11 protein-coding genes are annotated in these 23,630 nt (G+C 43.7%); 6 read left to right on the top strand and 5 right to left on the bottom strand.

Annotated features, from left to right (window positions below; all coding sequences use genetic code 11):
• Window positions 1-1,091: 1,091 nt before the first annotated feature.
• From QUA88_RS24810 to QUA88_RS24795, 4 genes are all read right to left on the bottom strand, one after another.
• Window positions 1,092-1,673, bottom strand: coding sequence for a serine acetyltransferase (locus tag QUA88_RS24810; RefSeq protein ID WP_333057910.1), 582 nt, complete (start codon window positions 1,671-1,673; stop codon window positions 1,092-1,094).
• A 195-nt stretch (window positions 1,674-1,868) separates the two neighbouring features.
• Entirely contained in the window at window positions 1,869-2,879 is a 1,011-nt protein-coding gene (locus tag QUA88_RS24805; RefSeq protein WP_333057909.1) for a glycosyltransferase family 2 protein, read from the bottom strand.
• A 214-nt stretch (window positions 2,880-3,093) separates the two neighbouring features.
• Window positions 3,094-4,374 (bottom strand): glycosyltransferase, encoded by a 1,281-nt coding sequence (locus QUA88_RS24800; protein ID WP_333274332.1) that lies wholly within the window; start codon window positions 4,372-4,374, stop codon window positions 3,094-3,096.
• 319 nt (window positions 4,375-4,693) lie between these two features.
• A complete protein-coding gene (locus tag QUA88_RS24795; protein WP_333057907.1) occupies window positions 4,694-5,611 on the bottom strand; it encodes a histone deacetylase in 918 nt (305 codons plus the stop codon).
• 77 nt (window positions 5,612-5,688) lie between these two features.
• Between QUA88_RS24795 and QUA88_RS24790 the strand changes: the two genes are divergently transcribed.
• The 4 genes from QUA88_RS24790 to QUA88_RS24775 all read left to right on the top strand — a co-directional run bounded on the left by QUA88_RS24790 (window position 5,689) and on the right by QUA88_RS24775 (window position 14,667).
• Complete coding sequence (locus QUA88_RS24790) at window positions 5,689-6,198, top strand: hypothetical protein (RefSeq protein WP_333057906.1); 510 nt, start codon at window positions 5,689-5,691, stop codon at window positions 6,196-6,198.
• Between the two features lie 654 nt (window positions 6,199-6,852).
• Entirely contained in the window at window positions 6,853-11,568 is a 4,716-nt protein-coding gene (locus tag QUA88_RS24785; protein ID WP_333057905.1) for a response regulator, read from the top strand.
• Window positions 11,534-13,561, top strand: a complete 2,028-nt coding sequence (locus QUA88_RS24780) for an adenylate/guanylate cyclase domain-containing protein (protein ID WP_333234000.1) — start codon at window positions 11,534-11,536, stop codon at window positions 13,559-13,561. Before QUA88_RS24785 ends, QUA88_RS24780 begins: the two co-directional genes overlap by 35 nt.
• 215 nt (window positions 13,562-13,776) lie before the next feature.
• On the top strand, window positions 13,777-14,667 hold the full coding sequence (locus QUA88_RS24775) for an alpha/beta fold hydrolase (RefSeq protein WP_333057903.1): 891 nt from the start codon (window positions 13,777-13,779) through the stop codon (window positions 14,665-14,667).
• Between the two features lie 680 nt (window positions 14,668-15,347).
• On the opposite strand, the gene QUA88_RS24770 is transcribed toward QUA88_RS24775, so the two are convergent.
• Window positions 15,348-16,229: a Cof-type HAD-IIB family hydrolase gene (locus QUA88_RS24770; protein WP_333057902.1), complete on the bottom strand. Its 882-nt coding sequence runs from the start codon at window positions 16,227-16,229 to the stop codon at window positions 15,348-15,350.
• Window positions 16,230-16,605: 376 nt separating this feature from the next.
• On the opposite strand from QUA88_RS24770, the gene QUA88_RS24765 reads away from it, so the two are divergent.
• Together QUA88_RS24765 and QUA88_RS24760 are read left to right on the top strand one after the other, a co-directional pair.
• Window positions 16,606-22,134 (top strand): ATP-binding sensor histidine kinase, encoded by a 5,529-nt coding sequence (locus tag QUA88_RS24765; protein WP_333274326.1) that lies wholly within the window; start codon window positions 16,606-16,608, stop codon window positions 22,132-22,134.
• Between the two features lie 48 nt (window positions 22,135-22,182).
• Window positions 22,183-23,595, top strand: coding sequence for an adenylate/guanylate cyclase domain-containing protein (locus QUA88_RS24760; RefSeq protein ID WP_333057900.1), 1,413 nt, complete (start codon window positions 22,183-22,185; stop codon window positions 23,593-23,595).
• Window positions 23,596-23,630 lie beyond the last annotated feature (35 nt).

Raw genomic sequence — 23,630 nt, 5'->3', positions numbered from 1 at the left:
CTCACCCTTGTCTCGGGTGATTCACTTTTACCCCCTCAATCCGACTATGTGCCAGTTTGGGGTGCGGAATGTGGGTTTTAATCTATTCTTATTGTACCTCATAACACCCGGAAGTGCTGTAAGAGTTCCCGCCCTTGGCGCCGAGGGGATCGACCTTAACTGAACCGTATGGCGCTATATTCGAGAAAATATTTATGGAAAAAAGAGAGCATTGCGTTACTGGGAAATCACAACATATATAGATACCATTTCCGAAAACTAAACCTGCTATATGATGACACAAATTCCGGAAGTCTTAGCTAAAGAAGTTGGGAATTTGTATGGAAATACGACTTGGATTGAATATGGTTTTCGACAAAGTAAGAGTGAATTAGGGTGGGCGGATTTCCGAGTCACCCAATATTCACAGATTGAAAAATGGTGGGAAATCGTTTGTAGTGCTTACGTGATGATCGGCCTCTATACTAGGTCTAATAGAGCCGTTAACTCCCAGACTCCATCACCCAGCTCTTTATCCGCAAAAAACTTCTCACTTCTCCACCGCTTTGAGAAACATCAAGACGCTTGATGAAAAAAAAGTTGGAAGAGGCATCTAAACAATTTGAGATTAATATTACAAGCTTTAATTAGCTTTAACTTGATACAATAGTGGCTAAAAATTTTTCCGATTCCACAATTATCTACAGGCTCGATTAAGATCGTTAATGAATTTTTACCCAAATCCCTTCTCTTACTTAATAAATGAGAGTGAATTCTTATTTTCTTCTGCCGCTTAGTGACAGAAGAGAGGTATCTTGCCTACGGCATCTAGTTTAACGTTGTAAGCCCGGTTAAGCATGGCGATCGAGCCGTCGTGGCCGAGCACGGTATAAGAGGAGAAGTGAACATTGTTGCCGATGCGGACCTAGGCGGGATCTCCAAAGACCGTATTGAGCCAGATGCTGCAATTTTCGCCTAGCGCTTACAAGTTGCCATGGCGGGGGAGAAATTCTGTGTATTCTGGGGCACAGGCGTTACAGAATTGGATGTAAAGGCCACGGAACTTGCCGTAACGCATCGCAAGATGGCGGATAATTTTTTGCAATATTGATCTAAGCATTTTCCTGGTTTTTGGTAGATTGAAGAATCTTGGCAGGAATACCTACTGCTGTTTTGCCTGCGGGAATATCTGATAAAACTACAGCATTAGCACCGATATTTACGTCGTCTCCCAAGTTTACTTTTCCGAGGATTTTTGCACCAGCGCCGACGTTAACCCGATCGCCCAATTGAGGGGATTCCAGCGGCTTGTCCAAATAGCGGTTTCCCAACGTTACACCTTGGCGGATAATGCAGTCGTCGCCGATCGTAGAATATCCGTGAATAATAATAGCGTTTTGATGTTCAATCACCACGCGACGACCGAGCTTCACAGTGTAAGGCAAGTCTATCCCGTAACTATTGCGGACTTTTCGGTAGAGTGCTCGATAAATAATGCTCAAAGGAGCTCGCAGTAATTTCGGTTCTACCTGCATTCTCCAGACGCCAAAACGCTGCACTGCTACGGCGCGAAATCCCGGTTTTGTCCAATCTCGACCATGAGCAATCCAGTCTTCTTTAATTTGCTGCCACAGTCCCAGGCCGGGGTCTTCTACTTGATTTTCAGTGGTGATTAAGTTTTGCTCAGTTACCATAAGCTCTAATTGACATTATTTATTGTTTACTCTATTGCTAGATGCCGACGATATTAATGGGTCTATCAGGTTTGTGAGGAAGGAGCAATCCGGTTTTCTCGATCGAGAATACTAATTCCTCGGCTGCATCATAAAATATTTTGCTTGCCTAGGCTAACCTGGTTTAGTTGGCTTTGACCGATTTACCAACTCCCTTTAAAAGTTTTTGGATTTTTCAATCTTACCCCCCTTAAAAAATACACTATTTAATACAAAATCTCTCAGCAATTGTGGTGGATCGCCATCTGGTTTGCCTTGAAGTACGCGACGCACCCTCCAGGCTGCAAAACCCGAAGCCCAGGATACATCAGTTAATGCTGTGTAAACCAAGCCGTAGTTTTTGATAAAGTACCTGCGCCGGGAATCAAACCAATAGGTAGGCAGCCGCTTGGCGGGCTTTTTGGTGTCAGTGACGCCTGAGCTTTGGCCGACTAAGTGCACAACGCGACTTTCAGGTACGTACCAGCAACTCCAGCCAGCTTTGTTCGCTTGCAGACAAAAGTCCATTTCTTCGCAGTACATGAAATAAGCTTCATCCATCAAGCCAATCTTTTCAAATACTTCGCGACGGACGATCATGCTGGCTCCAGCTACCCAATCAGTTTGACAGGTTTCTTGGGAAATCGGAGGCGCTGCGGCCCAGTTGGCTAATAACTTGGATATAAAGCCTGTCCGCCAACCAAAATCGAGTTCTGTCAAGATGTTGTGAAACCGAAAAGCTGACTCCTGGGGCGTGCCGTCGGGGTCTTCCAAGCGGCTGCCGGCGATGCCGGCTTCGGGATGAGTGTCCATGAAATCGACGAGGGCTTTTAATGCACCTGGGCGAACTATGGTGTCTGGGTTAAGCAGCAGGAAGTAAGGGGGGGGATTGGTGGATTGGAGGGCGGGACGGATCAGGGCGTTGTTGCCGAAAGCAAATCCGCCGTTGCGCTCTAGGGGAACGAAGGATGCCCATTCATTCCAGCCTTCTGAGGCGATCGCACTACTAATTTCTTCGACAGAGCGATCGCCTGAAGCATTGTCGCCAACTACAACTCGCATACCGGGCAGCGATTGAACTTCGCTAACTAGAGAGCGCAAGCAGTCAATTGTCAAACTAGAGGTTCGGTAGTTAACAATGACAACCAGCAGTGGATAGGGGTGATTGGACTCGCTGGCCTTCGACATAAGTACCGTTGTTTGTTTAACAACTTTTTAGCTCAAGTTGTACCCATCTGGCAAGCTGGAGCGATCGCCCGGAGTACAGGTATCGCCTAAGTAGATGAGTCGGAAAATACACAAGTAGTCAAAAGCGAGGGTCACTCCGTGAAACGAAGCAATCCCAAAGCTTCTGACAGCTTTACATTCCTTTACACAGCCCGGTTTATTTGCGCCTACCTACTTACTTTTTTGATTGCTCCAACATTCTTAACAAAAGCTGCCACCGCTGCCGGTGCATTTCTTCGTGAGTCAGGCTGCGAGCCTGTTTCAGACCTGCCATGCCCATATTTTGAAGTAGGTTCAAGTTTTCTCCCGACTGTTTGAGCAAGTTTGCTAAATCAACTGGGTCATTGCAATTACCGATCGAGCCTGTGATGCCGTTTTCGATGCAGTCGCGGAGTCCGGCAGTGTTGTTTGCCAGTACAGGTACGGCCTGGGAATAAGCATCGTATACTATTCTGGGCTGTTCGTCTGAGGTGCTGGGAACCACAACAGCATGATATTGTTGCAGCCGGCTGAAGAATTCTCTCCCGTAAGGAATAGTTCCCAAAACTTCGATCTGTACCGATTTTTGCATTGCCTTGCTGGCTGCTTGGCAGTTGCTTAACAGTTCGCCTTCACCTAGTATGTCCAGCTTGACGGCAATGTTTTCCTCGTCCAAGATTTTCATTGCTTCTAGGAGAACTAACAGACCTTTCTGTGGATGCAATCTGCCGGCAAATAGAATTTTTAGTTGTTTGGGCGAGGCTGACAGTTTTTCCTGCCATATTTTAGTCGCCTCTGCTTCCGAAATGATATTTTCTTCATCTATCCACGAAGCGTGAATTATGTGACTTTTGTTGTGTCGTTTTTTTAATAAACTTTGCTGATATTCTCCCTGTGTAAAGATTGTCAAGTCGGCGCTGTTTATGCACCAGCGATTCAATGTTTCGTATATGTAAGCTTGAATTTTGGCTTTAATGCTGGCAGGGGTTCCCGGCTGCAGCCGCCACGGTGCGGACTCGACTATGAGCAGGTATGGTTTCCGCTGTATCAGGACTATGGGCGTCACTAACCATGCCATCGGAATCGGCCAGCCTGCTACGCCGCTATGTACGATATCTGAAGATGCGATCGCGCCCCAAAGCTGGGCAACCGTTGCCGGCAGCAGAAATATTCCTTTGGCCAAGCTATTTGGGGAGGGAAGGTCAATAAATTTAGCATCAGCAAATGATGTTTCCGAATCCACCTCTATGGTATTTTCGGGGAGGGTTTCTCGCACGCACGGAGATGCTAGCGTCAAGTTTTTCAAATACTTAAAGTGTTGAGTTAGGTCTTTAGCCCACATTAAATCGAGATACCTGCAGCCTTTGGAGTCGCGGAAGGATGGGATGTTGAGGACTAGCAGGTAGTGCTTGTCTATGGGCATCAAAGTCGGTTCTTTGGCCCCATCTTCTGTGATATTTAACGAGTTGGAGTCCATAAAATACACTAGGATTGAATGCGATATATCTATTTTAATGCCACTTTAGCCAGTTTTTAGTATTAATTGACACCCTAAACACGCAATCATATCGCCAAAGAATACTGAAGTCCATATTAAATCTCCCCAATCTGGGTCAATACTCCGCACAGTTTTTGGAACTATACTACAAGCCTTACAGGGCAAGCAGCATAAAAAAGTCGAATTAAATGCCGCGTCAGGGGTAGAGATGACATTGATTTCATTATTTACGCTAGCCTCAAAGTCAAGTAAGAATAAGCCATTGGGCAATAGAAAAAGTGTCCGGACTCTTGCTGGATCAAAGTCGATACTGCCTGTAGGCTTGACTGGCAGCTCGGTGCAGCAGCGAATGTCGGTAAACTAACCCCTTCGCGTCATCGGAATAGCCCCCGCCAATCACGCAGGCAACGGGATAGCCGCCGGCCAAACACGCCATCAAAACTTGCATTTCCCGGCGAAATAAGCCCGTATCAGTTAAAGCTAATTTTCCCAGTTTGTCACCGTGATGAGGGTCTACTCCAGCATCGTATAAAACTAAGTCGGGCTTGACATTTGAAAGCAAATCTGGTAAGAATTTATCCAAGGTTTGTAAATATTCGTCGTCCTCCATACCCACAGGCAAAGGTACATCTAAATCGCCCTTTTGTTTAGTGCCGGGAAAATTGACTTCGCAGTGCATCGAGAAAGTAAAAACACTGCTGTCATCTTGAAATATTACGGCGGTTCCGTCTCCTTGGTGGACATCTAAATCGACAATTAAAACTTTGCGAACTAAACCATTTTTTTGCAAGACGCGAGAGGCGATCGCCAAATCATTAAAAATACAAAAACCAGACCCAAAAGCAGGGAAGGCGTGATGAGTTCCGCCCGCAGTATTGCAAGCCAAACCGTAGTCTAAAGCGAGTTTTGCAGTTAGTACAGTTCCTGCAACCGCAGTGCAAGTGCGGTTAGCCAGGGCCCGACTCCAAGGCAGACCAATTCGCCGAGTCGCTTTGTTATCCAGCGTCCCGTTGCAGTAAGCTTGAACATAGGAGTGGTCGTGGACTAATTCAATCCATTCTTGAGGGGGAAGTTCGGGAGCGTGAAATTGCGATTTATCTGCTACCCCGTCCGCGAGCAGCATCTGGTAAAGCATCCGAAACTTTGCCATCGGGAAGCGGTGAGCCGGTGGCAGAGGTGCAACGTAATCTTCGTGGTAAATAATTGGTAAGTCCATTAAAATTATTGTATAACGAATGAATCTCCAATTGAACGCCTGCAATCTCAAATTTAAATTCGCTGGAGAACTTGTATATGCAACAACTAAAAACAGTCTGGCAGTCCGGCAGCACCGACCCCGAAAATGCTGACAATCTCGATAATATCAGTCAGTGGTGGGGAAACCTGAACGGGAAAGAAATTAGCTGGGTAGAGCGACTGATTCCGCAAATCGGCGGTTTGAGCGAAATTCACTGGCACCCCCAGCGTTTTGACGAAACATTTGTGATAGTCAATCCCGAAATTCGGGAGGAAACTCTCTATTGGTACAAACCAGATTCTCCTGTCCAACGTAACAACACAGTTGACAAATTAGAACTTGACAACTTGCAACAGCAATTGTACATCTATCCTCAGTTGGAATCGGAACTGGTAATTCGCGTAGGAATTCCCGAAGTTAAATATCAAACACTTGAATTAAACAATCCCGAAATCGCCTTGGGCGAAGATAATCTGCTGTTGCTGTGGGAATCTGACCAAGAACTAGAAATTAAAATTTACTTAAGCAATGAAAATATTGCTAAACTTAAGGAATTGCTGGCATAGAAAAGACCGAGAAAATATTTTATAGGGTAAGCTTTGGGTGCGGGGTGGATTGCTATTATATACTCTTAGTTACCTATAAATATCTTAAGACTCAGGAGTCGGTGGGTCAAAACCGAGGTTTTTCACAGCCATACTTTGTTGCAGCGACAAGAGTCAAAAACGGTTTCTTCACCTCGTGGTATGTCCATGTGTGTATCTGTGCTAAAACCCTTTGAACGTGCGAGCAAAATGTCCAGAAAGTTGTGTTATCCTCCGGGCAATTTTAATGCTAAACTCCAGCAAGAAACTGTCCTGGGCGAATCAACCGGGTTGTAGGAAAATACTTGGTCGCAGCCATTGAACAAAGTTAAGAAACCCGGTTGCTTTGGTCTGGAGTGCCTAAGCGATAATTGTTTTTCGGTAGAGTTAATTTGTACAGCAAATCAGGCGATTTCTTTTGACAAGAAAATGTAGTTAAGTACGGTTATTTTGAGTTAATAATTAAGAGAAGCAACCAAGAAATTGAAAAAACATAAGGTGCGTTAGTTGATGGCTAATATCTAAAGTTAATCCTCTATTTGCTGAGTGTGAAAATGTTTAATAAATAATGATGAGCAGAAAAAATCGCTAAATATATTAAATCATCAATCGGCTGCTAGAAATAAAAAAATCACAATGACCAGACAAAAAATGATATTTGACAAAGAAAGTATTCACATTTTAATTATTGACGATCAGCCCCACAACCTGCGGTTTATATCAAATATATTGACGAAAGAAGGGTATAAAGTTCAGCGGGCGATTTCGGGAGAAATGGCGGTCAATGCTAATTTAGCAGTTCTCCCAGACTTAATTTTGCTAGATATTGCTATGCCCAAAATGAACGGATATGAAGTCTGTGCTAGACTGAAATCCAACGAAAAAACTAAGGAAATTCCGGTTATTTTTTTGAGTGTTTTTGAGGAAACTTTTCACAAAGTCAAAGCTTTTGAAGTCGGCGGTGTTGACTACATTACTAAGCCTTTTCAAGTGGAAGAAGTTTTAGTGAGGATCGAAAGTCAATTGACTATACAACAGCTATCAAAACAATTAAAACAGCAGAATGCCCAACTGCAGCAAGAGGTAGAATTTCGCAAGCGAACAGAACAATCACTCCGGGAAAGCAAAGCGCGGTTGCAAAAATTGGCGGTCAATATACCGGGAGTTCTTTATCAATTTATCAAGAAACCAGAGGGAAATTTTAAGTTTGAATATATTAGTTATGCTTGTCGGGAGATTTACGAATTAGAGAGTGAGGAAATATTAAAATGTCCCGACTTTTGCTTCGATCAAAATCATCCAGATGACCACGAATATCTGGTAAAACAAATTGCTACTAGCGCCCAAACTTTAGAACCTTTTGCCTGTGAATGGCGGATTGTTACGCCGTCGGGTAAACTCAAATGGCTCCAATCTAATTCTCGACCAGAAATGCGCGATAATGGCGATATTGTTTGGTATGGCGTACTTTTTGATATCAGCGAGCGCAAGCACGCAGAAATAGAAATGGCTGGAGCTAAAGCTGCTTTAGAACGGCAAGTTCAGCGAGAATTGCTGATTGCAAAAATAACTCAAGAAATTCGCTCAAGCTTGCAGCCAGAACAAATATTTCAAATAGCTGCCACTCAAGTCGGTCTGGCATTCTGCGTCAATCGCTGTTTGATTCATACTTACGTCACTACTCCCCAAGTCGATATTCCTCTGGCGGCAGAGTATCTCGAACCCGATTGCGAATCTATTCGGAACGTACCTGTTCCAATTTGGGGCAATCCTCACGTCATACAAATGATGATACAAGATCTGGCGATCGCCTCGAACAATGTTTATTCAGACCCTCTTTTGCAAGCTGTTCAACCGATTTGCCAGAAGGTTGGGTTAAAATCGATGCTGGCAATTCGCACTTCTTACCAAGGCCGGGCCAACGGTGCTATCTGTTTGCACCAGTGCGATCGTTACCGGGAATGGACTTCCGAGGAAATCGACTTATTAGAAGCTGTGGCTGCTCAAGTAGGGCTCGCTATCGCTCAAGCTAAACTGATCGAACGAGAAAAAAACCGAATTCAGCAGCTCGATCGGCAAAATAAAGTGCTGCAAGCAGAAATTCGCACCCGCGTCCGTGCCGAGCAAGCTCTGCAAGAATCGGAAACAGAATTGCGGGCGATTTTTGCCGCCATGACTGACACAGTTTTAGTGAGAAATGCAGAAGGGCGCTGTATCAAAATCGCCCCGACAGCATCAACAAATTTGGTGAAACCTCCAAGCGAAATGATTAACAAAACCGCTCACGAAGTCTTGCCGAAACCTATAGCAGATTTAGTATTAAATGCGATCCAACAAGCTCTAAAAACGAAGCAAACTATCAATGTTGAATATAGCTTTAAAGTCGGAGAGCGCGACGTTTGCCTCGATGCTAAAGTTTCTCCGCTGACTCCAGATTCAGTGATTATCGTGGCGCGAGATATTAGCGTTCGTAAACAAACAGAATCCGCACTCAGAGAAAGCCAGCACTTCATTCAAGCAATCGCCGATTCCAATCCCAACCTGTTGTACGTTTACGATGTAATTGAACAGCGGAATGTTTATGCCAATCGACAAATTTCGACGATGCTCGGATATACCGCCCAAGAAATACAAGATATGGGTACAGCAATGATGCCAATTCTGCTCAACTCCGATGATTTGCCAAATTTTTTTGATAGCGTACAAAAAGTTGATCGAGCCAAAGACGGTGATGTCGTTGAATGTCAATACCGAATGAAACACAAAAACGGTGAATGGCGGTGGATGCACAGTTGGGATACAGTATTTCTCAGAACAGCCGATGGTAAACCCAAACAAATTCTCGGCACTGCTAATGACATCACAGACCGCAAATTAGCCGAAGAAAAACTGCTAGCATCCCAACAAAGAATCTCATTTTTATTGCAGCAAACGCCGATCGCGGTTATCGAGTTAAACCTCAATTTTGAAATTATTACTTGGAATCCCGCAGCCGTTGCTATTTTTGGCTACAGTGAGCAAGAAGCGATTGGTCGAGTCGCCTCCGATTTAATCGTACCTGAAAGCTATCAACCGCAATTATCTGAGATTTCCAATCACGACTTGAACGCCAAATCCAGTGGCACTACTGAAAATCTGACTAAAGACGGCAGAATTATCATCTGCGAGTGGTACAATACTCAGCTAATTGACGATAACGGTACAGCGATCGGCATTGCTTTAATGGCTGTAGATATTACCGAACGCAAGCAAGCAGAAACGGAACTGCAAGAAAGTGCTTTACGACAAAGAGCGATCGCCCGCATCATTGAAAGAATGCGGCAGACTTTAGATATCCGAGAAATTTTTCACGCCACAACCCGAGAATTGCGCCAAACCATGAAGTGCGATCGAGTCGCTATTTACCGTTTCAATCCAGACTGGAGTGGCGAATTTGTAGCCGAATCCCTTGATCGCAAGTGGGTTTCTTTCATCCAAGCACAGGATACAGATTCTAACCTTACTGAAGGCGCGTTAGACAGCGAACTTTGCCTAGTCCAAAAATTAGATAGTATCTCACCAGAAGTCCACGATACCTATTTGCAACAAACCAAAGGCGGAGCATACAGCCGAGGTAAAACTTACCTTTGTGTCCCAGATATTTACAAGCAAGGTTTCGATAATTGTTACATCCAATTGCTAGAAAGATTTCAAGCTAAATCATACATTATTGTACCAATTTTTTCTGGAAAAAAGCTCTGGGGATTACTAGCATCCTATCAAAATTCTGCCCCCCGCCAGTGGAGTGAAGCTGAAATCAACGTTGCAGTTGATGTAGGTACTCAGCTAGGAGTAGCATTACAGCAAGCGGAACTGCTTGCCCGCACTCAAAGGCAGTCCATGGAGCTGATTAAATCCAAAGAAAACGCCGAAGTTGCCAACCGCGCCAAAAGCCAATTTCTAGCTTCCATGAGCCACGAACTTCGCACGCCTCTCAACGCCATTCTCGGTTTTTCCCAAGTCATGGCCCGCAACAGTTCTATCACGGAAGAACAAAAAGAATACATAGAAATTATTAACCGCAGCGGCGAACATTTGCTAGAACTCATCAATGATGTTTTGTCAATGTCCAAAATAGAAGCAGGTCAAATTACTATCAATCCTAGCCGCTTTAATCTCTACGACTTTCTCAACAGTCTCAAAGAAATGCTGCAACTAAAAGCCAACTCAAAAGGCTTGTATCTAATTTTTGAAAATTCCCATAATTTGCCGCAGTACATTCAAACAGACGAAGCTAAATTGCGGCAAGTTTTAATTAACTTGGTCGGCAATGCAATTAAATTCACTCAACACGGAACCGTTACTTTGCGCGTCAGTAGCCACGCTGAAAAAGACGCCATAGAAGAAAACAAATCCCAATTGTATTTTGAAATTGCCGACACGGGACCCGGCATTTCTCCCTCAGAAATTTTCACATTATTTAAGCCCTTTGTACAAACCGAAACTGGTCGAAATTCCATGCAGGGGACTGGTCTGGGGTTGCCGATCAGCCAACAATTTGTCCGAATTATGGGAGGTGATATTGCGGTTGAAAGTAAACTCGGTCAAGGCACAATTTTTAGCTTTAATATCTGGGTTAACTTAGTAACACAAAGTGATGAACAAGAAAAACCGCCGATTAAACAAGTTATTGCTTTAGAAGCAGGACAGGAAACTTATCGGATATTAATAGTTGAAGATGTAGCGGAAAATCGCCAACTGCTGCTTAAGCTGCTAGTACCCCTGGGATTTGAAGTCCGGGAAGCAACTAACGGTCAAGAAGCAATTGCTTTGCATTCAACTTGGAAGCCGCACTTGATATTAATGGATATGCTGATGCCCGTGATAGATGGGTATGAAGCGACAAGAGAGATTAAGAAAACTATCGAAGGTAAAGAAACAATAATTATTGCCTTGACGGCCAGTGCTTTTGATGAGCAGCGACAAATAATTTTGTCTGCTGGTTGTAACGATTTGATATGTAAACCGTTTCGGGAAGAGGTACTTTTTGAAAAGATAGCGCATCACCTCAACCTGCGTTATATTTATGAAAAAGAGAACTTATCTACTTCTTTTTCTACACCGACGCTGCTTAAAAGTTTGACCACCGAGGATTTGAGTGTAATGCCCACAGACTGGGTGGTCGAGTTGCACCGAGCAGCACTTTGTGTTGACGACAACCGCATCCTCGATCTGATCAAGGAAATTCCCGAAACTGAGGCAAATCTCGCTAACGCTTTAACAGATTTAGTCGATAATTTTCGGATAGATATCATTATCGATTTAACTCAATTATATTATGATGAACGACCATCCATTATCAGCGACTCGTAAAGACATTCTGATCGTTGACGATATGCCGGATAATTTGCGACTTTTATCCACTATGCTGACATCTTACGGGTATCATGTCAGGAAGGCTATTAACGGACACTTGGCTTTGCAAGGGGCACAAATATCTCCTCCCGATCTAATTTTACTAGATATTAATATGCCACAAATGAACGGGTATGAAGTTTGTGAGCAGTTAAAGTTAAGCGAAAAAACTCAAGATATTCCGGTAATTTTTATTAGTGCGCTAGATGACGTGCTGGAAAAAGTTAAAGCTTTTCAAGTAGGAGGAGTGGATTATATTACTAAACCGTTTCAAGTAGAAGAAGTCTTAGCCCGCGTCCAAAACCAACTTTCTCTTCGTTCGCTGCAATGCAAACTGCAACTGCAAGCTAGGGAACTGCACGATCGCAATTCGAGATTGCAGGAAGAAATCGCAGAACGGCAGCGGGCTGAAGAATCAATCCGGTTTTTGCTGGAAACGACGCGGGCGATCGGCGAAGCTGTAGACTTTCACTCAGCTTTAGAAGTAATTTTGCACCAAGTGGGCGAAACAATCGGATGGGATGTAGGAGAAGCTTGGATTCCCAATGCAGAAGCAACTGTGCTGCAATCTGCCAGGGGCTGGTATGCCAGCAACGCGAGGATGGATGCGTTCCGCAAGCAAAGCGAACAACTAACATTTGCCATGAATATAGGCCTGCCGGGACGAGTTTGGGCATCCAAGCAACCGGAATGGGTAGAAGATATTTCCAGGGGCTACCCGCATTTTTTCCAAAGTCAAATAGCACTAGAACTCGGATTTAAAGCGGGTTTTGGTGTGCCGATTTTGGTAGGCGATGAAGTATTGGCAGTGCTAGTTTTCTTTAAAATTTCGTCGGATGGGAAAGACGCACAATTTATAGACGTTTTCAATGCGGTAGGCACTCAATTAGGTTCTTTGATTCAGCGCAAACAAGCAGAAGAATTGCTACGTATTGCCCAAGAAAAATATCACAGCATTGTAGAAAATGCGATCGAAGGCATTTTTCAAAGCACGCCTTCAGGAGGCTATATCAGCGCTAATCCAGCTTTGGCAAAATTGTACGGTTACGACTCGCCAGAAGAACTGATGTCCGAGATTAACAATATTGCTCAGCAACTGTACGTTGACCCGGAACGCCGCCTCGAGTTTGTGGCTGCTATGGATGCTGAAAATGCCGTTTCGGGGTTTGAATCTATGGTATGTCGCAAAGACGGGCGCCGGATTTGGGTGTCAGAAAATGTTCGGGCTGTTCGAGATTCAAAAGGTAATCTGATCTACTATGAGGGTACTGTTTCTGACATTACAGAACGTAAATTAGCGCAAGAAGCGCTAAAAGTTCAACAAGAACAAAGCGAGAAGTTGCTGTTAAATATTTTACCCAAACCAATCGCAGAACGGTTGAAGGCGGAGCAAAGTACGATCGCCGATAGTTTTGCCCAAGTAAGTGTTTTATTTGCTGATATTGTTGGCTTTACTGAGTTGTCTGCTAGAATGTCTCCCACCGAGTTGGTAAAGCGCTTGAACGTAATTTTTTCGCACTTCGACCAGTTAGCTGAAAAGTACGGTGTGGAGAAAATTAAGACTATTGGCGATGCTTACATGGTAGTCGGGGGGTTGCCTACGCCGACACAGGATCATGCCGAGGCGATCGCCCAAATGGCCCTGGGAATGCAGGAAAAAATAGCAAAGCTGTGCGCCGAGACAGGGGAAAAACTGGCAATTCGCGTCGGCATCAATTCCGGGCCGGTGGTTGCGGGAGTGATTGGTGTGAGCAAGTTTACTTATGATTTGTGGGGAGATACGGTGAATGTAGCGGCGAGGATGGAAGCTACGGGTTTTTCAGGCAGCATTCAAGTTACTGATGTTACTTATGAGCTTTTGAAAGATAAGTATATGTTTGAGAGGCGAGGCGTGATTCCGGTAAAAGGTAAGGGGGATATGATGACTTATTGGTTGCTAGGAAAAAAGTAAAAATTGGGAATGGGGCATTGGGAATGGGGCATTGGGAATGGGGCATTGGGAATTGGGAATGGGGCATTGGGCATGGGGAATTGGGCATTACAACAAATAACAAATAACCAATAACCAATAACCAATAACCAATAATTCCTGACTACTGACTACTGACTACTGACTACTGACTTCTGCTATGATGAAAGTAGTTAACGAAACTTTACATAATAGCCGTGACTGCACAACAATTAGTATCTGCAACGAGTTTTGAAAAGCTAATTTGGACTTGGAAAGGTCACAAAATCCAATATACCGTCCAAGGAACCGGCCGCCCTCTGATCTTGATTCACGGATTTGGGGCTTCGATCGGACATTGGCGGCAAAATATCCCCGTACTCGCAGCCGGCGGCTATCGCGTATTTGCGCTGGACTTGCTGGGATTCGGTGCTTCCGCCAAACCAGCCCTAGATTACACTCTGGAATTGTGGGAAGAATTGCTGACTGATTTCTGGGCGGATATGGTACTAGAACCGGCGGTATTTGTCGGGAATTCGATCGGCGCTTTGCTGAGTTTGATGGTAGTCGCCAACCATCCAGAAATATCAGCCGGCGGTGTCTTAATCAACTGTGCCGGCGGACTCAACCACCGGCCCGACGAACTGAATTTCCCGCTGCGAGTAGTGATGGGGACTTTTACTAAATTAGTTCGATCGCCCCTGATCGGCCCGTTTGTCTTCAACAACATCCGCCAAAAACACCGCATCCGCAACACCCTGCGCCAAGTCTACGGGAACCGCGAAGCCATCACTGACGAACTCGTAGAACTCCTCCACGCCCCCTCCTGCGATCCCGGAGCTCAACAAGTGTTTGCATCGATTCTCACAGCCCCTCCAGGCCCTCAACCGTCAGAATTGCTGCCCAAAGTCGATCGTCCGTTATTGGTACTTTGGGGCGCAGACGACCCCTGGACGCCGATCGCCGGCAGCCAGATTTATCAACAATTGGCCGCCAATGATAAACCCGTGAAATTTGTTTCCATTCCCAACACAGGCCACTGTCCCCACGACGAGCGGCCGAGTGAAGTCAACGCTCTGATTTTGGACTGGCTGGTGGAAGTGAAGTAAAATTTTTCCGATCGAGGCAACCCTTGAGCGATCGAGTCAAACCCTTGCAGTGCAAAAGTTTTGCCTCGCTCCACCGCACCGACACCCCGGCAGAAGCCGACTCAAAAAACAATTTTTGGAAAAAGTATTGACACAATTTACTGAGTCAGCTATATTGATGGACGTGTGAGGAGCGAACCAGAAGAAGCACCGAGACGAAACACGGCCAGTCGTCGGTGCTTTTTCTGTTGAAAGGCATTTTTAAGAGTTTGAAATTATTTATAATTCATATCCAGAATATCTGTAAGCCCGCCCCGCTTTCTTCAATTCTTCCTTCGCGTTATTCGCGTCTTCGCGGTTCGTTAAATAAATATTCTGATGTTGCAAAAAAAGTAATTGATTGCACTTGATCTCGAAAAATCCGAAAGTGTGGATTGTTTTTGATCGTCAAAATTTGATTGCATAGAACTCAAAACTAGAGAGTTACAGCACTTTCCAGGTAAGTGAAGTACAGAGAAACCGGGTTTCTTGAATAAAACCGGTTTCTGGCGAGAAATCCAGAAGAAACCCGGTTTCTGGGGTGTACTTTATAAACCTGGAATCCGCTGTATATAATAAATTGTCGCTGGGTCGGGGCGGGTTGATCTAGATTTTTTCCAGATGTCGCTAAACCCACCCCTGCGGTATTGGTGCTGCAAATATCAACGATCGCCCAAAACAAATTGTTCGATCGCAGCCGCCACCCCATCTTCCTCCACATCCGGCGCCACCCAATCAGCAGCAGCCTTCACCCCATCAGGAGCATTGCCCATCGCCACGCCCACGCCCGCATAGGCAATCATTTCTACATCATTAAAATTGTCGCCGATCGCCATCACATTCGCCGCCTGCAAACCCAAAAGTTCCTCCGCTAAATACTGCACCGCATCTCCCTTATTCGCCACAGGATGCGTAGCTTCAAAAAAAGTAGCAACGGATCGAGTCAAATAAAGCTCCGCAGGCGTGTAACGCAGCCGCATACTGCTGAGCAAGCCGTCGAGTACCCCCGGATTCTCGCACAATGCCAAAACTTTCGTCGGTTCCCCCGGAATATCTCGCCGCAAATCTTTAATCACCATTGGTTCAATGCCCGATCGTTCGGCATAAATTCGGGTAGCTGCAGTAATTTCCGGCACGTAAAGTTGGTCGTCAATGTAGAAATGGATCGAAAGCAGCGGTCGCAAATGCGGTTCTTCAAAATAATCTAACAGTTGCAGAGCAGTTTGTTTCGACAGCGGCAAGTGCCGCAGCCGCTTTTGAGTAGCGTGATCTTGAATCCACGCGCCCTGGTAGCAAATCAGTGGCAATGTTGAGCCGATGTCGCGGTGAAAACGCAAAGCTGATCGGTACATCCTGCCCGTAGCGACGGCTACTTTCACTCCCCGCGACTCGGCCGCCAAAATTGCCTGCTTGACTGGTTCTCGGATAGTATTTGACATACCTGCGATCGTGCCGTCTATATCCACTACCAGCAATTGAATGTCTGCGGTGCCAAAAGCGCGATCGGTCGCCTTAGCTGGATTTGAGGCAGTTATATTCTGCATGATTTTTTTAGATTTTAGCTGTTGATTTGCACGCACCCGTTTATTTTGCCACTGGTGGGATAGCAAAGTGCCACTTCTGATTTTTTGAATACTAAAATAATATAGATAACTAAATAAGCGACAAAAAAAGTATCTAGGAGGACTCTTTCGGGATGGATTTAGTTAAGCTATAGAATAGTAGCCAGTTTACTGCCGTAAAAACCGCACTCGACCGACGCTGTGTATTTTCACTTACTTAATAATACTTGTGTGCAAAAAGAATGCAACTCTAAGCCCGCGAGCCAAACCCTTATATCATCAATCATTCCCAATCTAAAATCTAAAATCTAAAATCTAAAATTGTCTAACCGCATCTTTGAAATTACCCCCAACTATCATGATTTCTATTCCGGGATACCGCATTGACGGAGAACTTTATACAAACTCTCACACAGTAATTTATCGAGGTCTGCTGCTTGAGGAAGAAAAACCCGTTATCCTCAAAACTCTCACGCCGCTATACCCTACCCCAGCCCAAATATCCCAACTGCTGCACGAATCCGAAATTCTTAAAAATTTGAATTTACCCGGAATAGTCAAGCTTTACAAAATAGAAACATACAATCACTTTCCTGTTTTAGTTTTAGAAGATTTTGGTGGGATTTCCCTAAAAGAGTTTCTCAGCAACAACCAGCTAGAGTTACCACAATTTCTGCATATTGGCATCAAACTAGCAGAAACTATTGGGCAACTCCACGAACACCACATCATCCATAAGGATATTAAACCCAGCAATATTATTGTCAATATCGAGACAGGAGATGTCAAGATTGCTGATTTTGCGATCGCCTCCCTGCTACCGGGCGAAAACCCCGCCCCCAGCCATCCCCATTTACTCGAAGGCACTCTCGCCTATATGTCTCCTGAACAAACGGGGCGCATGAATCGGGCGATCGACTACCGCACCGATTTTTATTCTTTAGGCGTCACCTTTTATGAAATGCTTTGTGGTGAATTGCCTTTTCAGGCGATCGATCCCATGGAATTAGTACACTGCCATATTGCTAAAACGCCAGTTTCTCCTTGGGAAAACAGAAATAAAAAAGTAGAAAGCAAAAGCATCGAAGGCAGAATCTATCAAGTAGGAACCAAGGAGATTCCTCAAGTCGTTTCCGATATCGTCATAAAACTCTTAGCAAAAACAGCCGAAGACAGGTATCAAAGTGCTTTCGGACTTTTGTACGACTTGGAAAATTGTCTCGATCAACTGCAAACTATAGGCGAAATTTCCCACATAACCCTCGGCGAGCAAGATCAGTCAAGTCACCTGCAAATTTCCCAAAAATTTTACGGGCGAGAAGCAGAAGTTAATCTGCTTCTCAGTATCTTCCAGCGTATGAGGCGGGGCAATACAGAAATCGTGCTGATTTCCGGTTCTGCAGGTGTGGGCAAATCCTCGTTAGTATATGAAGTTTACAAGCCGAGTCGGCGGGAAAATGGGTATTTTATTGACAGCAAATTTGAGCAATTTAAACGAGATATTCCTTACGCTTTTTTGCTCCAAGCTTTTCAAGATTTGTTGCGACAAATTTTTACAGAAAATGCCGCAGAAATTCATGTTTGGAAACAAAAAATTTTAAAAGCAATCGGCGGCAACTGCCAAGTAATTATTGAAGCTATTCCCGAAGTAGAACTGATTGTCGGGCCGCAGCCCCCCGTCCCAGATTTAGGAGCCAATGAATCTCAAAATCGCTTTAATTTAGTATTTCAAAACTTCATCCGCGTCTTTGCTCAAAAAGAACACCCCCTAGTAATTTTCCTGGACGATTTGCAGTGGATCGATTCAGCATCTCTCAAGTTAATAGAACTGCTAGCAACTGACATGGGGACTCAATATTTATTAATAATTGGAGCTTATAGAGAGCAGGAAGTAGATGCAAATCATCCCCTAATCATTACCGCCGAAGCAATTAAAAAAGCAGGCGGCACTGTGAGTGCGATCGCCCTTTCGCCTTTAGATATAAGCAGCGTCAACCAATTCCTTGCCGATACTTTGAACTGCGCCCCCGAAAAATCCCTAAGTTTAGCAGAATTGCTTTGGCGAAAAACCGCTGGCAATCCCTTCTTTTTAACTCAATTAATCAAATTTCTTTACTCAAAAAGCTTGATTCAATTTCAAATTTTACCCTCCCATAATTTGAGCGAGCTAGCTGAACCTAGCCTGTCGGCCTTAGCGCAACCAACCTCCGAGCAAATTGTGAAAAAATGCCATGTCACAGGCGAGTGGCAGTGGGATATCGAACAAATACAAGAAATGGGAATAACTGACAATGTTGTAGAATTAATGATAGATAACATTCAGAAACTTTCAGACAATACCCAGGAACTGCTTAAATTAGCCGCTTGTATCGGGAACAAATTTGATTTAAAAACTCTCTCGACAATCGCCGAAAAGCCTGTGGCGTCCGCAGCAACAGACCTTGGTGAGGCACTTCAGTCCGGTCTAATTTTGCTCGTGAATAACGCCTACAAAATTCCGATCGCACTAGCAGCAAGCACAGAAGTAACAGACACAATATCTAGAGACTTTACCGATAAATTTTCCCTACCAGTGGCTGATGTTTCGAGCGCCACTTACAAATTTTTGCATGAGCGAGTGCAGCAAGCAGCTTATGCTTTAATATCCGATTATCAAAAACAAGAAATTCATCTCAAGATAGGCAACTTTTTACTTCAAACTGCACCCCCAGAGCAATTAGAAGAGCATATCTTTGATACCGTAAACCAACTAAACTCTGCCAAAGAAATCATCAGCAGCAAATTAGAACAATTTCAATTATGCCAATTAAATTTAATTGCAGGCCGCAAAGCAAAAGCAAGTGCCGCTTACCAACTTGCCCTCAAATATCTAACCGCAGGTATTGAACTGCTTCCTCCCCAAAGTTGGCAAACTGACTACGACTTGACTCTGGCACTCTACGAGTCAGCAGCAGAAGCTGCTTACCTGAATACCGACTTTGAACCCATGGAGAAATGGGCGATAATTGTCCTGCAACACGCAACAAATGAACTAGACAAAATCAAAGTGTTTGAAATCAGAATCATAGCTTGTGCGATGCAAACCAAACTCCAAGAATCGGTAAAAATTGGTCGGGAAGCACTAAAAATGTTAGGAATTAACTTTCCCGACTCGCCGATTCCCCTCCACATTCAGCAAGCACTCGCTAAAACAGCAGCTTATTTAACAGACAAAAAAATAGAAGATTTAATAGACTTACCGATTATGACAAATCCGCACAAATTAGCCACTATGCGTGTGCTTTCCAGTATGTTTTCAGCTACATTTATAGTTGAACCTGTCCTGCTGCCGCTCATTGTGTGCGAGCAAGTAAATTTATCTATTAATTACGGAAACTCTACTTTTTCTGCTTTCGGTTATGCTAATTACGGAGCAATTTTAAAAGGAATAGTTAGAGATATTGAATCAGGCGATCGCTTTGGTCAATTAGCTTTAAATTTGAGCGATAGATTAAATGTGTTAGAATTCAAAAGCAAAACGCTTAATTTAGTAGCCTTCATTTTGATGAACGGCAAGCATCACGTTAAAGACTCTTTGCCGCTATTAGAGGACGCCTATCAAAGTGCGCTAGAAAATGGGGATTTAGAATGTGTCGGATATTCAGCCGTAAATATTTGTCAGTCTTTGTATTTCCTCGGTCAAGAATTGCCACAACTGGAACGAAGAATAGTAAGTTACAACCATTTGCTGTTTCAACTCAAGCAAGAAACTGTATTAACTTGGAATCAAATATATCTGCAAACTATTTTGCAATTGATGGGAAAATCGGAAAGTACACACCTGGTATTAGGTGAAGCATACAGCGAAGAAAAGTTGTTGTCGCTACTGTTAAAAGCTAACGATCGCGTGGGATTACAGCACTTTTATTTGCAGAAATTAATAATCTCCTATTTATTTGGAGATACCGCTACAGCCCTAGAAAATTCAGCGCTAGCCGAAGTATATTTAGACGGAGTAGCAGGCTTTATTAATGTTTCTGAATATCAGTTTTACGATTCTCTAGCCCGCCTAGCCGCCTATCCATCTGCAACAGAGGGGGAACAAGAAGAGCATATTTTTTACGCTGTCAGTAACCGAAAAAAACTGCAACAGAAAGCGCTTTATGCACCCATGAATCTTCAGCACAAATGCGACTTACTTACGGCAGAAAAAGCGCGTGTTTTGGGCAATATTGTGAGAGCAATGGAATATTACGATCGCGCAATTGAAGGAGCCCAAGAAAACGGATACATACAAGTACAAGCACTAGCAGCAGAATTGGCAGGAGCATTTTATCTATCCATAGGAAGAGAAAAAAATTCTAAAACTTACTTAACAGAAGCGCGTTATTGCTATCAACGCTGGGGAGCAACAGCCAAAGCAGCGCATTTAGAATCCAAATACTCGCACTTGCTAACTTCAAGCTCGATTTCAACTAATATTGAAACTCACAAATCTACCAGCAGCGCTTCCACTACGAACGACGCTGCAGGCGTGCTAGACTTGACTACCGCAGTGAAAGCATCGCAAACCTTAGCCGGGGAAATAGTTCTAGACAAACTGCTGGCAAAAATGATGAAAATTGTTATTGAAAATGCCGGGGGGCAAAGAGGCTTTTTAATACTAGAAAAAGAGGGTCAATGGGTGATTGAAGCATCAGGATCTGTAGATGTCGATCGCGTTGCTGTCATGCAATCAATTCCGATAGATTTTGTAGCCGACGATCGAGAAGTAACTTTGCTGGCAGTTGCAGTTGTCAATTACGTTGCCCGCACCCAGGAAAGTATAGTTTTAAACGATGCCAGCAGCGAAGGACAATTTACTCGCACACCCTATATAATGGCCGTTCAACCTAAATCAATTCTTTGCACTCCGTTAATTAATCAAGGCCAACTCACGGGCATTCTATATTTAGAAAACAATCTGACTACAGGCGCTTTTACACAAGACAGGTTAGAAATATTAAAACTGCTGTCTTCTCAAATTTCTATCTCCATCGAAAATGCCCAACTTTACGCCAACTTGCACCAATTCAATCAGAATCTCGAAAATTTAGTACAGCAGCGTACCTCCGAACTCTCCCAAACTTTAGAAGACTTAAAATCGGCTCAAAATAAACTGGTAGAATCGGAAAAAATGGCGGCCCTCGGAGGGTTGGTGGCAGGTGTTGCCCACGAAATCAATACTCCCATCGGCATCGGCATCACCGCCGCCTCCCTGCTTGCTGAAAAAGCCACAAAGTTTTTTGAGGTTTACAGTAACGGCCAAATAAAACGTTCCGAGTTAGAAAAGTTTCTGGATACCGCCGTGCAAAGCAGTAATATGATCTTATCTAACCTCACGCGGGCAGCAGACTTGATTCACAGTTTTAAAGAAGTAGCTGTGGATCAGTCGAGCGAGTTAAAACGCACGTTTAATGTTAAAAACTATCTAGAGGAAATTTTGACATCCTTAAGTGCCAAACTCAAAAGAACTAAGCACAAAATAGAGATTAAGTGTGATGAAAATATTGTAGTGGACAGTTATCCCGGCGTAGTGTGTCAAATTGTGACAAATCTGGTGTTGAATTCGCTAATTCACGCCTACGATGGAGAAGACGCAGGAATTCTGGCTTTTGATTTCAAACTAGAGGGCGATCGGCTAATATTTGAATATGCCGATAACGGCAAAGGAATTGACCCAGAAAATCTCAGTAAAATTTTTGAACCATTTTTTACCACCAAAAGAGGTCAGGGAGGCACGGGATTGGGACTGCACATTATTTATAACCTTGTTACTCAAAAACTAAAAGGCACAATTAGCTGTAGAAGTCAAGTAAATAAAGGCACAAGATTTATGATTGAATTTCCCGCTAAAATGAGCAGTTAGTTATTATACGGCCAACATGGATATAAGTTTTATATAGGAGAACGATATATGTCAGAAGCTAGTAAAAACCTGTTGGCTGCAGGCGATGACGAATTAATCGCGGCGGGCGACGATGAATTAATATTTGCCGAGGAAGACGAGGCGGAACAAAAACCGCTAGAAGAAAGTTGGAAAATATTAATTGTAGATGATGAAATAGAAATTCATAATATTACTAAACTAGCGTTAAATGATTTTATATTTGAAGGTAAAAGTATAACATTTATCAGCGCTTACTCAGGAAAAGAAGCTAAAGAAATCATCCAAAACAACTACGACATAGCATTGATTTTACTCGATGTAGTTATGGAAACAGAAGAAGCAGGCTTGGAAGTAGTTAAATACATCCGTGATATTTTAAATAATCAAGTAGTGCGAATTATTTTACGCACTGGGCAGCCCGGACAAGTGCCAGAAGATGTAGTAATTGTCAGCTACGATATCAATGATTACAAAACCAAAACAGAACTTACTAACAAAAAGTTATTTACCACAGTAGTCACCGCACTGAGAGCATTTAGGTCGCTCAATCAAATCGAGTCCAGCAAAAGCGAACTAGAAAAAATTGCAGCCGCATCAGCCCGTTTTGTACCCCGTGAATTTTTGAAGTTTCTCAAAAGAGAAAGCATCGTTGATGCCAGACTAGGAGACTCTGTACAAGCAGAAATGACGATTATGTTTGCCGACATTCGCTCATTTACAAGTCTGTCAGAAAGTATGTCTCCGCGAGAAAACTTTGAATTTCTTAACTCTTACTTAAGCCGAGTTGGCCCAGTTATCCGCGAGTACAACGGTTTTATAGATAAATATATTGGTGACGGGATTATGGCTTTGTTTCCTAACAGGGCTGAAGATGCTGTGCAAGCAGCAATTGAGATGCAGCATCAAGTAAAAATTTATAACAGACACAGGCAAAACAGTGGCTATCAACCTATTTCGATAGGGATTGGTTTGCATACGGGGACTTTAATGTTAGGTACGATTGGCGAAGCGGAACGAATGGAAAGTACGGTGATTTCTGATGCTGTTAATTTAGCTTCCCGCGTGGAAGGATTGACAAAGCTTTATGGAGTTGCTATTGTAGCTAGCGTCCAAACCCTTTGCCGGATAGACGATCCTCAACATTACAAGTGCCGGTTTCTCGATCGCGTTCAAGTAAAAGGAAAACAAACACCTGTTGCGGTATTTGAAATTTACGATGGCGACTCGGCGACAATGATCGAACTAAAAGCACAAACTCAAACTTATTTTGAACAGGGAATTTTTTTTCACTACCAGCAGCAATTCGCGCAAGCAAGGCAAATGTTTCTGCGCGTTTTACAAATCAACAAGTATGATAAGGCAGCATCTTTTTATGCAGAACGCTGCGATATGTTGATGAAGAATGCAGTCATTATGACTCTGGAAGGTATTGAAATTTAGTTAATGGGTAATGGGTACTTGAGAATTGTAATTAG

Origin of the sequence: Microcoleus sp. D3_18_C2, assembly GCF_036702395.1 — a bacterium.
Classification (GTDB): Bacteria; Cyanobacteriota; Cyanobacteriia; order Cyanobacteriales; family Microcoleaceae; genus Microcoleus.
Note: the sequence above shows the minus strand (reverse complement) of the source record. Positions and strands in the feature narration are given on the sequence as shown.

Excerpts from the sequence above, each read along its gene's own strand:
- QUA88_RS24810 (WP_333057910.1), bottom strand. The coding sequence starts at position 1,673 with ATGGTAACTGAGCAAAACTTAATCACCACTGAAAATCAAGTAGAAGAC.
- QUA88_RS24805 (WP_333057909.1), bottom strand. The coding sequence starts at position 2,879 with ATGTCGAAGGCCAGCGAGTCCAATCACCCCTATCCACTGCTGGTTGTC.
- QUA88_RS24800 (WP_333274332.1), bottom strand. The coding sequence starts at position 4,374 with ATGGACTCCAACTCGTTAAATATCACAGAAGATGGGGCCAAAGAACCG.
- QUA88_RS24795 (WP_333057907.1), bottom strand. The coding sequence starts at position 5,611 with ATGGACTTACCAATTATTTACCACGAAGATTACGTTGCACCTCTGCCA.
- QUA88_RS24790 (WP_333057906.1), top strand. The coding sequence starts at position 5,689 with ATGCAACAACTAAAAACAGTCTGGCAGTCCGGCAGCACCGACCCCGAA.
- QUA88_RS24785 (WP_333057905.1), top strand. The coding sequence starts at position 6,853 with ATGACCAGACAAAAAATGATATTTGACAAAGAAAGTATTCACATTTTA.
- QUA88_RS24780 (WP_333234000.1), top strand. The coding sequence starts at position 11,534 with ATGATGAACGACCATCCATTATCAGCGACTCGTAAAGACATTCTGATC.
- QUA88_RS24770 (WP_333057902.1), bottom strand. The coding sequence starts at position 16,229 with ATGCAGAATATAACTGCCTCAAATCCAGCTAAGGCGACCGATCGCGCT.
- QUA88_RS24765 (WP_333274326.1), top strand. The coding sequence starts at position 16,606 with ATGATTTCTATTCCGGGATACCGCATTGACGGAGAACTTTATACAAAC.
- QUA88_RS24760 (WP_333057900.1), top strand. The coding sequence starts at position 22,183 with ATGTCAGAAGCTAGTAAAAACCTGTTGGCTGCAGGCGATGACGAATTA.